This window comes from Marinobacter sp. M3C (assembly GCF_023311895.1).
Classification (GTDB): domain Bacteria; phylum Pseudomonadota; class Gammaproteobacteria; order Pseudomonadales; family Oleiphilaceae; genus Marinobacter.
Map to the genome: position 1 here is coordinate 1,211,442 of NZ_CP092284.1, position 13,582 is coordinate 1,225,023.

Consider the following 13,582-nt stretch of genomic DNA (forward strand, 5'->3'; position numbering starts at 1 on the left):
CGGTTCAAGATTATAACCTTCAGATTCCGGAATGTAACCCCGCCGAATCACTGCGTCTGATGAATGGTTTAAGCGCACTGGCAGACGCGTTAAGATTTCTATTGTTGATACAGTGGTTAATAGGAAATTCAGCAGAGTTTATGCCACACGGGAGTAGAGGTTTTTATGAGTAGCAACGGTTTTCGCGTAGAGCATCGCTACCTGGAACTCCCGGAGAGTTTCTTCACCCGCGTGCAACCCAGCCCGCTTAAAGAAGCAAAAATGGTGTGTTTTAACCACGATTTGGCGCAGGAAATGGGTTTTCACAGTGACAACCCTGCCCAGTGGGAAAAAGTCGGTGGTGGCACAGAGCTGCTGGAAGGCATGGAACCGGTCGCCATGAAGTACACCGGCCACCAGTTCGGCATGTACAACCCGGACCTGGGCGACGGCCGCGGGCTATTGCTGTGGGAAACCGTCGCGCCAAACGGCCAGCGCTGGGACTGGCATCTGAAAGGTGCGGGCATGACGCCCTATTCCCGCTTTGGCGATGGCCGCGCGGTGCTGCGCTCAACCATTCGTGAATACCTGTGCAGCGAAGCCATGCACGGGCTGGGCATTCCCACCACCCGCGCCCTGTTCATGGTGAAAGCCAAAGACCCGATACGCCGCGAATCTATTGAAACCGCCGCCGCGCTCATGCGGGTAGCCCACAGCCACATCCGTTTTGGCCATTTCGAATTCGCCGCTCATCACCAAGGCCCGGATACGGTAAAAACGCTGCTAGAGCACGTAATATCGCTGTATTTTCCGGAGCTGATCACACTGCCTGAAACCGAACGCCATCAGCGCTGGCTCGAAGCTGTGGTCGGCCGCACCGCGCGGCTGATCGCCGACTGGCAAACGGTGGGCTTCTGCCACGGCGTTATGAACAGCGATAACATGTCGATTATTGGCGACACCTTCGATTACGGTCCCTACGCCTTTATGGACGACTTTGACGCGGGCTACATCTGCAATCACACCGACGAGCGCGGGCGCTACGCCTACAACCGCCAGCCGCAGATGGGCTTCGAAAACTGCCATTACCTGGCGCAAGCATTATTGCCGGTAATGGGTGAAGACGCCGTACACGAAGCCTTGAATCACTATGAAAGCGCCTACAACACTCGTTTTCTGCAGAACATGCGGGACAAACTCGGCCTGCAGCAGGTTGATGACGGCGACATGCACCTGATTATGGACACCTTTAGCATGCTGCATGAACAGAAGGTCGACTTCACCCGTTTTTTCCGCGGCCTGTCGACGCTGTATGGTCGCGGCCACGGCCCCGTGCGCGACTTGTTTACTGACCGCGCTATTGCGGATACCTGGCTTGGCCGTTACAAACAAAGGCTGGAGCAGGAAACTCAGGCTCACGATGCCCGGGAATACGCTATGGGCCGGGTGAATCCGAAATACATTTTGCGTAATTATTTGGCACAGCAGGTGATTCTGGAGGCGCAAAACGGGGATTATCAGCCGCTGGAGGAGCTGCTAACGGTACTGCAGAAACCATTTGACGAACAAACCCAGTACGAAGAACGCTACGCTGCCCTGCCCCCGGATTGGGGCAAGGGCATGAGCGTCAGCTGTTCGAGCTGAGCGTAACGTCGGGACAGATTTCAAATCTGTCCCCTTTTAAACTTAGACAGCTTTAGCAGCGATGATTTTCTTATGCCACTCAGCCGGTCCTGTTTGGTGCACGGAAGATCCGCGGGAATCCACCGCAACCGTCACCGGCATGTCTTCCACGTCGAATTCGTAAATGGCTTCCATACCCAGTTCCGGAAAGGCCACCACTTCAGCGTGCTTGATGGCCTTTGACACTAGGTAGGCAGCACCGCCCACGGCCATCAAGTACACAGCACCAAATTCGCGAATGGCGTCGATCCCCACTTGGCCACGTTCGGCTTTGCCGATCATGCCGGTCAGGCCGGTTTTTTCCAGCATGGTGTGGGTAAACTTGTCCATGCGGGTTGCCGTGGTGGGGCCTGCGGGGCCAACCACTTCTTCGCGCACCGGATCCACCGGGCCAACGTAGTAAATAAAGCGCCCTTTCATATCCACCGGCAGCTTTTCACCGTTGTTGATCATGTCCACCATTTTTTTGTGGGCGGCATCACGGCCAGTCAGCATCTTGCCCGACAGCAACACGGTTTCACCCGGCTGCCAGTCTTTTACGTCTTCCGGGGTAACGGTATTCAGGTTCACCCGGCGCACGTTCTCGCCCACTTCCCAGGTAATTTCCGGCCAGTCATCCAGGCTCGGCGGGATTTGCAGTGACGGGCCACTGCCATCCAGCACAAAGTGCGCATGGCGGGTGGCTGCGCAGTTAGGAATAATCGCCACCGGCTTGTTGGCCGCGTGGGTGGGGAAATCCTTTACTTTCACATCCAGCACTGTGGTCAGGCCACCAAGGCCCTGGGCACCAATACCCAGCTCGTTTACTTTTTCGAACAGCTCCAGGCGCAGCTCTTCAGCGCGGTTTGATGCGCCGCGGGCTTTTAGTTCATGAATATCAATAGGCTCTAACAACGCTTCTTTGGCGATTGCCATGGCTTTTTCAGCGGTACCGCCAATGCCAATACCCAGCATGCCAGGCGGGCACCAACCTGCGCCCATTTGCGGGATCATCTTCAGCACCCAGTCCACCACCGAATCTGACGGATTCAGCATGGCAAACTTAGACTTGGCTTCAGAACCACCGCCCTTGGCCGCCACGTGAATGTCTACGGTGTTGCCCGGCACAATTTTGTAATGAATGATGGCTGGCGTGTTGTCTTTTGTGTTCTCACGCTTGCCGTCCGGATCGGATAATATCGACGCCCGCAGCATGTTGTCCGGATGGGTATAAGCGCGACGCACGCCTTCGTTGATGACATCGTCCAGCGAGGTTTCAAAATCCCACTTCACGTTCATGCCAACATTCACGAACACCGTCACAATACCGGTATCCTGGCAGATCGGGCGGTGGCCTTCGGCGCACATCCGCGAGTTAATCAGAATTTGCGCCATAGCGTCTTTAGCCGCTTGGGATTCTTCTTTCTTATAAGCCTCGTACACCGCCTGAATAAAATCCTTCGGGTGATAGTAGGAAATAAACTGCAGCGCGTCGGCTACACTTTCAATCAGGTCTTCCTGGCGGATCAGGGTGGTCATAGTCGCCTCATCAACGGTCGTTATAAGAATATATTGGCAAATCAGAAGCCAAAGTTTACCAGAAATTCATCCGCGCGCGGGATGCGACTGCAGGCCAATTCGCTGCGCCTGTTGATTGCTCAAAACACCAAAATTCGTGAAGAATGCGATAAAAACCGGTTAAGATACATTGCAAACTAACAAAGAAGTATCGGGAGACACCGTGACAGACCCTATTCTGATTGAGAAAAAGAACCAGGTTTTAATCGTTCGCCTGAATCGCCCAGAGCGCAAGAACGCCCTTACCCACGCTATGTACACCAGCATGGCCGACGCAATCGATCAGGCCGAAGCCGACAAGGACATTCGCTGCATTCTGTTTACCGGCAGCAATGAGTGTTTCACCGCCGGCAACGATCTTAACGATTTCACCAAAGGCTTGCCCGGTGATTTCCGCGAAACCCCGGTGGGCCGTTTTCTGCTTGTGCTGGTTAATGCAACCAAACCGGTGGTTGTGGCGGTTAACGGGCCGGCGATAGGCATTGGCACTACCATGCTGCTGCACTGCGATATGGTGATGGCAGGCACCAACGCCGGTTTTCAAATGCCGTTTGCCAGCCTTGGCCTTTGTCCCGAAGGTGGCTCCAGCATTTTACTGCCCATGTGGATTGGCCGCGTACGGGCTGCTGAACTGCTGATGCTGGGTGGCCGCTTTAGTGCGGAAGAGGCGTTACGCCTGGGCATCATCAATCGCGTGTGCGAACCTGAAAACACCGAAGCAGTAGCCTGGGAGGCCTGTCAGAAACTGGTTGCACAGGCACCAGCGGCCATTCGCGCTACCAAAGAACTGCTAAAACGGCCAAATCGCGAAGCTCTGGAAGAAACCATGCGGGCAGAAGGCGCGCTGTTCGGTGAGCGCCTGAAGTCGCCGGAGGCAGCCGAGTCATTTCGCGCTTTTATAGAAAAGCGTAAGCCAGACTTCTCACGTTTTAGCTGAGTCTGCTAAAACAGCACTTAACCGGACACAGGTGGCAAGGCCACCTGCTTACCGGCGGCCTGCAGGTTGCGGATGAGACGCCCCAGCGTGCGAGCAATGTCTTCCGCCTGGCCTTGGTTAGCGCCTAACTGAAACAACCGCGAGCCGTCCCTTGGATCATACACCCAGCAAGTGGCCAGGCTTGGTTCGCAATCCCATTTTACCAACGGGCTAATGCCGTAAACGTCAATCTGTTGGCTTTTGCGCAGCATGGCCCCTTGCTGACGGGTAATTTGCTGAATCAGCAGGCTGCTGTTGCGTTTTTCAACCTGGTAGCGAATGTCTGCTGGTTGGTCCAACTGCACAATGGCTTTGTCTTCGCGCCAACCTGACAACTGCAAAACACTGTTCAGGTGAATCAATAACGCCTGCTCCTCGCTGTCTGCCAAATACAGTTTTTTCAGATCAGCCGGGCTTTGCCCTTCAGCGGCTTCAATGGTGGCTACTAGCGGCTGTAACGGCACTGCAGAATTATTGGTCACCACTGCCAAGGCGCGGTCTTTGCGCAGCTTCTCTATTTCAGTAATGCGCTCCAGCGACTGTTTGTAATACTGGCCCTCTTTGCCTGCGCGAGTGACATACATCTCAAGCGAGGCTTGAGCTTCGTTTAACAGATCCGACTTTTGCATCACCCGGCCACGGTAGAAATAAAAGTCCACCGGGCGCTCGCCGTCTAGCTGCTGCAAACGCCCCAGGTACTCGCTGGCGTCGTCCCAGTTTTCAGCGGCCAGTGCTTGCTCGGTCGCCAACATCAAGCGGCGAATTTCGTGCTCCGCAGGCAGCGCCACAGCACTGCCCGCGTACAAAAGGGCACACACGACTAACGCCCGGTAACCAGGAGATTTAAACGGTGTTGCTGCCATAACTGTTTTCCTCAATAGATTCGCCAGCGCCCGGCTCAGTGTTCCCTGGCGTATTGGAGACGCTCTTATTACGGCCAAGAGCGGGCTCTGAGTCAAAACCGGAATCAAGGTCGGAGTCAGTTTCAGGGTCGACTTCGGCCTGTTCGGTGACGGCCTTGGGCAGTTCTTTTTTCACCCGCACTCCCAATTCCACAAAGCGGTTGGCTTGTGAAATCAGGTTGCCGCGGCCGCGGGTCAGAGTGTTCATCGCACTGTCATAGCTGCCCTGAGCGGTGTGCAACTGGCCGCCAAGGCGTTCCATAGCTTCTACAAACACCCGTAATTTATCGTAAACTGCACTCGCTCGTTCCGCAATCAGTCGGGCGTTCTGGCTCTGGCGCTCGTAACGCCAGATATTTTCGATGGTGCGCAGAGTGGCCAGCAAGGTGGTGGGCGTCACCACAATAATCTTACGCTCGAAGGCTTCTGAAAACAGACTGTCGTCGTGCTGAAAGGCTGCTACGAAAGCCGGTTCAATGGGCATAAACAACAGCACAAAATCCGGTGAACGCAAACCGTTGAGCTGGCTGTAATCTTTATCGCTCAGGCTGCGAATGTGATTGCGCACGGCGTCCATATGCTGCTTCAGCGCCGCATCACGGGCGCTGCCTTCGTCGCTGATAACCCATTGCTGATAAGCCACTAACGACACCTTGGAATCTATCACCAGGTTGCGGTTATCCGGTAGGTGCACCACCACGTCTGGCCGCAGCAGCTGGTTATCGCTGTCGCGGTAGCTGCCCTGGGTTTCGTATTCAATGCCTTTGCGCAACCCGGACCTTTCCAGCACCCGCTCCAAAATCAACTCGCCCCAGTTACCCTGTATTTTTTTATCGCCTTTTAACGCTCGCGTTAGGTTAGAGGCTTCTTCGGTAATCTGGCGGTTAAGCTCCTGCAACGATTTTATTTCGCTGCGCAGAGCCTGGCGGTCGCGGGTTTCGGTAGTGTGTACGGTTTCGACGCGCTGTCGAAAATCATTGAGTTGATCACGAAACGGTTTTAGCAGCGTATCCATACTGCTCTGGTTCTGCTGACTGAAACGCTCGCTTTTCTGATCGAATATACGGTTCGCCAGATTCTCGAATTCCTGTTTTAGCGCATCGCGATTGTGCTCCAGAAGCGCCAGTTTCTCCGCCGCCGACTGGCGCTCATGGGCCAGCATTATCTGCTGCTCTCTTAATGCCAGTTTCAGGTCGTTGTAGTCGGCCAGCAGGCGGCGGTTATTTTGCCCGGCACGCTGCATCAATCCGGCTAATATCAGTACCAGAATAAAAATCGCCACCATCAGCGAGAGTACAAGCACGGGCTGGTCTGCAACCCATTGGCTGAAGGTTTCAAGCACTGGCGTTTACTCCTTAGGTATTATCATTGGAACAGTTCGCTGACAAGTTTAACCTATTCATTTGCCATTGTTGCTGACGGGATACACGTCGCCTTAATCATCTGTAAACAAATCGCTAACGTGAGTTGCTGTATACTCCGCCGAAACACCATCACACAGCCATTTCGTGCCGCTGACCTGTCAGTTAGGGCACTTTTTTGTCATTTTTTTTCGGAGGTAGTTCATGGGTTTAAAGGGTTTCATAGGGTCAAAACTTGGTGGCAACGTCCACTTGGCGCTGCCATTGCTGGTGATACTTACGAGCCTGGCCGGCTGTTCGGCAGATCAGTACTTTATGGTACCCAAATCCAATCTGGAAACCGTGAACACCTCGGTGCAAAACCAGCGGGCGACGCTGGTCACCATAGAGAACAACGCCAAGGTACGCTTCGAGCAAGCACTCAACGATCAAACCGCATCTACCGAAACCATTCTGCAAGCCATAAGCGCCCAAGTTAAAGCACCAGAATGCCCCCCCGTGCCGAAACAGCAGGCTTGCCCCGCGGCTACCACAGCCAAGGCCGTGGCCAGTCAGCTCAAAGGCAAACTCATTGTGGGCGAAGTTGAAAAGTTCTTCCTGGCCGCAGCCAAAACCGTTTACAACGCCCGTATCGACAGCGGCGCCGAAACGTCTTCCATTGACGCGCGAAATATTGTTCGATTCGAACGCGACGGCAGCAACTGGGTACGCTTTGATGTGCCAGTGCCCGGCAGCGAAGAGCTGCTAACCCTTGAAAAAGACATCTCGCGACGGGTAAAAATTCTCCAATCAAACGCCGACGACCCCGAACGTCGGGTGGTGGTGGAGTTGCAATTTGCCATTGGCAACCATACGCAAGTCGCCGAATTCACCCTGACCGACCGTTCGCACCTTACCCATCAGGTGCTGATTGGCCGCAACGTACTGCGCGATGTGATGTTGATTGATGTCAGCAAAGAGTTTGCAACCGAACTGCCCGAAACCATGGCCAACGGCGGGACTTTATGAGTACCCGATCGCGCACACCCTTTTACATCGCGATTTTTCTGATTATTGCTACCGGTATTTCCCTGGCGGTGTGGCGCCACATTGAACTGGGAATTCCCTGGCTGACCGGCGAACAACGGCCGGTGTGGATGGTAGAGGCGCGGGTGGATTTTGACGCCACAGGCGGCTCCGTGACGGCTGCACTGAACGTACCCAATCAGCCCCCGGGCTTTCATACCCTGAGCGAACAAGCCGCCTCGCCTGGCTACGGCTTTTCTATTCTGGAACAAGCCGGCATGCGGCGCGCCGAGTGGACCAAGCGCGATGTTACCGGTCCACAAACTCTGTATTACAAAGTCCAGTTGATCCCAGACCCAGACGTTCGCAGCTTACCCGCCAAAGTAAAACCGGTGGCGCGCACCGTGTTTTGGGAGGAACCCGAAGCCACCGCTGTGCGGGAAATACTGGAGCAGGCCAGGCAACGCTCCAGTAATCCACAAAGCATGACCCGCGAACTGATCCGGCTAATGCAGCCAGATACCGGTACCCAGAACACCACCCTTCTAATTGCTGGCGGAAATTATCTCGATCTACTGGTCGACATGCTGAACTTCTATGGCATACCCGCTCGCGCCGCCGATGGCCTGGAGCTGGAAGACGCTCGCCGGCGCCAGCCGCTGCTGGCATTCCTGCAAATTCACACCGGCGAAGAATGGCTGACCTTTGACCCCCGCACCGCTGAACAGGGCGTGCCGGAAGACCTGTTGTTGTGGCGCCAGGGCTCCGCGTCGCTGTTGGACGTGGTAGGCGGCGCCAACTCCGAGATCAGCTTCTCTATGCTGCGCCAGACCATTCCCGCCATTCAACTGGCAGCGATGCAATCTAAAGAGACCGGCCTCGGTTTTCTGAGTTTTTACGAACTGCCGATTGAAGAACAAAGCATGTTCCGCATGCTGCTGCTATTGCCTTTGGGTGCACTGGTGGTGGCCTTCATGCGCATGTTGATCGGCATTCGCACTTCCGGCACCTTCATGCCAGTACTGATTGCGGTAGCGTTTGTGCAGACCACTTTAATACCCGGGTTGGTAGCATTTTTGTCGGTGGTCGCCATTGGCCTGTTAATGCGCAGCTACCTTTCCAGCCTGAACCTGCTGCTGGTTTCACGGATCTCGGCGTTAATAATCTTGGTGATATTCATTACCGCCGGCTTGAGCGTTGTAGGTTATCAGATGGGCTTTAATACCGGCATGACGGTGACCTTCTTCCCTATGGTTATTATCGCCTGGACCATTGAGCGAATGTCGATTCTGTGGGAAGAAGAAGGCGCGCGGGAAGTCATGAGACAAGGCTCAGGCAGTCTATTTGTCGCCATTTGCGCTTTTCTGCTGATGAGTGCACCGCTGGCCGGACACCTGACCTTCAACTTCCCCGAATTGCACTTGGTTATTCTGGGCCTGATTCTGCTAATGGGTAATTACACCGGCTACAAACTCAGCGAATTGCGCCGTTTCACACCGATGAAGGTGTACGACTAATATGGGCTGGATATCACCGTTTACGCTGAACCGCCTGGGCATGCTCAACATGAACCGGCGTAATGTGGACTATATTGCGCGCTACAATGATCGTTCGGCCTACCCGCTGGTCGACAACAAGCTGAAAACCAAGCTGGTGGTGGCCGAATACGATGTGAAAACACCGCGGCTTTTGCAGGTGGTTCGTCAGCAACACGAAATTTCCCACTTCCGTGAAATGTCCGCGGATTTGGCCGGCTTTGCCATAAAGCCTGCCAAAGGGTCTGGAGGCAAAGGCATCACCGTCGTCACCGGGCGCGATGGCGACGAATTCGTCAAAGCCTCCGGCGCCCGTATTGGCGTGGATGTGCTGGAACGGCACCTGACCAATATTCTGGCGGGGCTGTATTCGCTGGCAGGCGCCTCTGACGTGGCCATTGTCGAAAACCTGGTGCAGTCCACACCGGATCTGGCGCGCTATTCGTTTCAGGGCGTACCAGACATCCGCATTATTGTGTTTAAAGGCTACCCGGTGATGGCCATGCTGCGGCTTGCCACCAAGGCTTCTGACGGCAAAGCCAACCTGCACCAGGGCGCGGTGGGCGTAGGGCTGGACATTGGCACAGGGAAAAGCCTGAACGCGGTTCAGTTTAATCGCCCCATTCTTCTGCACCCGGACACCGGCCTATCTTTGGGCAATATCCATATTGTCGCCTGGGATGAAATGCTGGAAATGGCCTCCCGTTGCTATGAGGCGACCGGGCTAGGCTATATGGGCGTAGACCTGGTGGTCGATGTGGACGAAGGCCCGCTGCTGCTGGAGCTGAATGCGCGCCCGGGCCTGGCTATTCAAATGGCCAACGGCTGCGGCCTACTGCCGCGCTTACGTGCCATTGAAAATCTGAAACGCCCCCACTTCACCCCCGGTGACCGCGCACGCTTTGCGATGGAAGAATTCCATAAGCGCTAGAACACAGTGGCATTCGTTCAAAAGCCCAGCGCGCATCTGCGCAGCCAAAAAAAAGCCGGAAAGCGTGTAAACACTTTCCGGCTTTTTACGATCTAATTCGCCGATATATTAGCGAATTAAGTCATTTCTCCGCTCTGAATCAGCAACTTGCGTTCTAGGGTCAAACCTTTCAGCAAGCCCCAGGTCATGATCAACAGGATCAGCGTAAACGGCAGGCCGGCACTGATCGAAACAGCTTGAATAGCGCCTAGTGCATCATCACCACCGCCGAATATCAACACCGCGGCAATTGCGCCTTCCATTACCACCCAGAACACACGCTGAGCCGTGGGTGCATCAGTTTTACCACCGGCGGTGATGCTGTCGATAACCAACGAACCAGAATCCGACGACGTGATAAAGAACACCAACACCAGCACAATACCAATAAAGGAGATAATACCGGTCAGCGGAAGATTCGCGAACATCTGGAAAGTCGCCAAGCTAACATCGGTCAAACCTTCATCAGCCAGTGAGCCTACGCCCTGCTGGATTTGCTCCAGCGCAGCTCCACCAAACGCGCTCATCCACACAGCCGTAATCACCGTGGGAATTAGCAGCACTGCGATGATGAATTCACGCACAGTGCGACCGCGAGAAACACGCGCGATAAACATGCCTACGAACGGAGACCAAGAGATCCACCAGGCCCAATAAAATATCGTCCAGCCTTGCATCCAAACATCATCGTCGCGGCCAAACGGATTACTAAAGGCAACCACGTTGGTGGCGTAGCTGGTGGTGGTTATCCAGAGGGTTTCCAGAATCGACATGGTCGGACCGGCAAAGATAATAAAGAACAGCAAGATACCCGCAAGGGCCATGTTGATATTACTCAGCACCTTAACGCCGCCGTCTAATCCGCGCAGCACAGATAACAGCGCCAATGCGGTGACACCCACAATAATCGCCATCTGTACATTGATACCCGAGCCCACACCAAACAGATAATTCAAACCGGCAGCGGCCTGCTGGGCGCCAAAACCCAAAGACGTTGCCAGCCCGAAAATAGTCGCAATCACCGCCAGACTATCAATGATGTGCCCGGGCCAGCCCCACACTTTGTCACGCAGCAGCGGGAAAAAGGCGGAACGAATGGTCAGCGGCATATTTTTATTGAACGAGAAAAACGCCAGTGACAAGGCCACAATGGCGTAGATCGCCCAAGGATGCAGACCCCAATGGAACATAGTGCCGCCCATGGCCAGGCCCAAAGCTTCAGGCGTGTTAGGTTCTACATTAAACGGCGTGCCAAACCAGCCCGTGTAATAGGCGACAGGCTCTGCTACCGCCCAGAACATTAGGCCAATACCCATACCTGCCGCAAACAGCATCGAAAACCAGGATAGGGTGGAAAAATCCGGTTTGGCATCCATGCCGCCCAGCCTGATTTTGCCCACGGGCATGAAGATCAGTGCTAAACAGACAACAACAAACACGTTTGCACTGAGCATAAAGAACCAGTCAAATGTGTTGATAATCTCTAGCTTGGCACCGTCGAGCAATTCTTTGGCGAGAGCCGGAAACATCAGCGTACCGACAACGAACAACACCACGATTATGGCGGTTATCGGAAACACGGGTGCATGAAGATCTAGCCCGAACGGCCGGATATTATCCTGCCCGGCTACGTAATCTGTTTGATATTCGTCTTTTACAATTTTGCCCACAATTGGCGCCTCTTTCAGTCATTAGCATTACATTCAGGCTGTCTGAGTTTGGATGTCGACCCGTAGGTGCAAAAAATAGCCTTGAAACATAACAAGCCGGCAATAATAATACTTTGAGCTCAAAACATCAAAATTCTGACGAGGAGCCTATGAACAGATTTAAAACCTTCCCTTTGCGCTACACCGCGTATGCGCTAAGCCTCGCCGGATTTCTGATATCGCTGATTGTCAGCGCGTGGATTGGCGGCGCCTATCTGATTACTCTGGCATTCGGCCTGCTTGCAGCCCTTGGCACTTATGACCTGTTACAGCGTCGCCATACGATTAGCCGCAACTACCCTATTATGGCCAATTTCCGTTACCTTTTTGAGGCCATTGGCCCGGAAATCCGTCAGTACTTCATCCAGTCCGACACCGAAGAGCGACCGTTTTCCCGCGAGCAGCGCACCATTGTGTACCAGCGTGCAAAAGACATTCTCGACAAGCGCCCGTTCGGCTCCCAGCTGAATATGTATGAGGAAGGCTTTGAGTGGATGAGCCATTCACTGGCCCCTACCCAGCTCAACACCAGTGATTTTCGCATTACCGTGGGCAAAAGCTGCGCAAAGCCTTACAGCACCAGCGTGTTCAACATATCAGCCATGAGTTTTGGCTCGCTGTCCGCGAACGCCATCCTCAGCCTGAACACCGGTGCCAGAAAAGGCCACTTCTACCACGACACCGGCGAAGGTTCTATCAGCCGCTATCACCGCCAACCAGGGGGCGACCTGGTGTGGGAGATCGGTTCCGGATACTTCGGCTGTCGCAACAAAGACGGTAGTTTTAGTGTAGAACGCTTTGCCGAAAACGCCCAACTCGATCAAGTAAAAATGATTGAACTCAAACTATCTCAAGGGGCCAAGCCAGGGCACGGCGGTATTTTGCCCGGTGCTAAAGTAACGCCGGAGATTGCCGAAGCCCGCGGCGTTGAGGTGGGTGAAGACTGCGTATCCCCTGCGGCGCATTCGGAGTTTTCGACGCCCATCGAAATGTTGGAGTTTATCGATCAGTTGCGTGAGCTGTCCGGCGGTAAGCCGGTAGGTTTTAAGCTTGCCCTGGGCCACCCATGGGAGTGGTTCGCCATTGTAAAAGCCATGCTGAAAACCGGAAGGCGGCCTGACTTTATCGTGGTAGATGGCGGCGAAGGTGGCACTGGCGCGGCGCCGCTTGAGTTTATCAACCGCCTGGGCATGCCGATGACCGAAGCTCTGCTGCTGGTGCATAATACACTGGTGGGTTGCAATCTGCGTGAAGACATCGCGATCGGCGCCGCTGGGAAAATCACCTCGGCGTTCAACATCGCCCGCACTCTGGCACTTGGCGCCGACTGGTGTAACTCAGCGCGCGGCTACATGTTCTCGCTGGGCTGCATTCAAGCCATGAACTGCCACACCGGCCGCTGTCCTAGTGGCGTTGCGGCACAAGATCCAAGGCGCGGCGAAAAAATCGATGTACCCCTGAAAAGCGAACGGGTTTACAACTTCCATAAAAACACCCTGGAAGCCCTGCAAAATCTGCTGCAAGCGGGCGGGCTGAGCCACCCCTCCGAGCTAGGCCCGGAACATATCATTCGCCGGGTATCAAAAACCGAAGTCGCCTCCTATCTGGACCTGTTTCCGTTTATCGAGCCTGGTGCGCTGCTGAAAGGCGACACCGGCCTAGCCGTATTCGACAAGTACTGGGGAGTATCCAATCCGGATAGCTTCGCCCCACCCGAATTCGTGTCCAAACTGCGGGAAACCAAATTACGTTAATGCGCGCTAAAACCCGCACATTTTCGCCGGTTGGTGTTTCTTTTTGGAATCTTCTCATGTAATATTCGCTCCCGCTAAGCCACTGAGATTCCTCTTTAAGTCTCGCTGGCCTGTGCCGCCAAAACATCGTTTTGAACAGGCAGAAATTAGC

At 54.4% G+C, this 13,582-nt stretch carries 10 protein-coding genes; 6 read left to right on the plus strand and 4 right to left on the minus strand.

Going from position 1 to position 13,582, the window contains the following annotated elements; genetic code table 11:
• The first annotated feature begins 165 nt into the window (after positions 1-165).
• Positions 166-1,623, plus strand: coding sequence for a protein adenylyltransferase SelO (locus MIH18_RS05490; RefSeq protein WP_249008218.1), 1,458 nt, complete (start codon positions 166-168; stop codon positions 1,621-1,623).
• Positions 1,624-1,665: 42 nt separating this feature from the next.
• Here MIH18_RS05490 and MIH18_RS05495 read toward each other — a convergent pair whose 3' ends face one another.
• A complete protein-coding gene (locus MIH18_RS05495; protein WP_249008217.1) occupies positions 1,666-3,180 on the minus strand; it encodes a fumarate hydratase in 1,515 nt (504 codons plus the stop codon).
• A gap of 202 nt (positions 3,181-3,382) precedes the next feature.
• Here MIH18_RS05495 and MIH18_RS05500 point away from each other — a divergent pair, with 202 nt between their 5' ends.
• Positions 3,383-4,156, plus strand: a complete 774-nt coding sequence (locus tag MIH18_RS05500; RefSeq protein ID WP_249014112.1) for an enoyl-CoA hydratase — start codon at positions 3,383-3,385, stop codon at positions 4,154-4,156.
• A gap of 17 nt (positions 4,157-4,173) precedes the next feature.
• Here MIH18_RS05500 and MIH18_RS05505 read toward each other — a convergent pair whose 3' ends face one another.
• Together MIH18_RS05505 and MIH18_RS05510 are read right to left on the minus strand one after the other, a co-directional pair.
• Positions 4,174-5,058 carry a hypothetical protein gene (locus MIH18_RS05505; protein ID WP_249014113.1) on the minus strand — a complete coding sequence of 295 codons (885 nt, stop codon included), beginning with the start codon at positions 5,056-5,058 and terminating at the stop codon, positions 4,174-4,176.
• Positions 5,039-6,382: a DNA recombination protein RmuC gene (locus MIH18_RS05510; protein WP_249014598.1), complete on the minus strand. Its 1,344-nt coding sequence runs from the start codon at positions 6,380-6,382 to the stop codon at positions 5,039-5,041. Before MIH18_RS05510 ends, MIH18_RS05505 begins: the two co-directional genes overlap by 20 nt.
• Before the next feature lie 280 nt (positions 6,383-6,662).
• On the opposite strand from MIH18_RS05510, the gene MIH18_RS05515 reads away from it, so the two are divergent.
• Genes MIH18_RS05515 through MIH18_RS05525 form a run of 3 tightly spaced genes read left to right on the plus strand, consistent with a single transcriptional unit; the run spans position 6,663 to position 9,929 of the window.
• Complete coding sequence (locus MIH18_RS05515) at positions 6,663-7,466, plus strand: RimK/LysX family protein (RefSeq protein ID WP_249014114.1); 804 nt, start codon at positions 6,663-6,665, stop codon at positions 7,464-7,466.
• Positions 7,463-8,980, plus strand: a complete 1,518-nt coding sequence (locus MIH18_RS05520) for an inactive transglutaminase family protein (protein WP_249008213.1) — start codon at positions 7,463-7,465, stop codon at positions 8,978-8,980. Before MIH18_RS05515 ends, MIH18_RS05520 begins: the two co-directional genes overlap by 4 nt.
• A gap of 1 nt (position 8,981) precedes the next feature.
• Positions 8,982-9,929 (plus strand): alpha-L-glutamate ligase-like protein, encoded by a 948-nt coding sequence (locus MIH18_RS05525; RefSeq protein WP_249008212.1) that lies wholly within the window; start codon positions 8,982-8,984, stop codon positions 9,927-9,929.
• 116 nt (positions 9,930-10,045) lie between these two features.
• On the opposite strand, the gene MIH18_RS05530 is transcribed toward MIH18_RS05525, so the two are convergent.
• Positions 10,046-11,638, minus strand: a complete 1,593-nt coding sequence (locus MIH18_RS05530; RefSeq protein WP_249008211.1) for a BCCT family transporter — start codon at positions 11,636-11,638, stop codon at positions 10,046-10,048.
• A gap of 149 nt (positions 11,639-11,787) precedes the next feature.
• Here MIH18_RS05530 and MIH18_RS05535 point away from each other — a divergent pair, with 149 nt between their 5' ends.
• Positions 11,788-13,431 (plus strand): FMN-binding glutamate synthase family protein, encoded by a 1,644-nt coding sequence (locus tag MIH18_RS05535; protein WP_249008210.1) that lies wholly within the window; start codon positions 11,788-11,790, stop codon positions 13,429-13,431.
• The last annotated feature ends 151 nt before the right edge of the window (positions 13,432-13,582 follow it).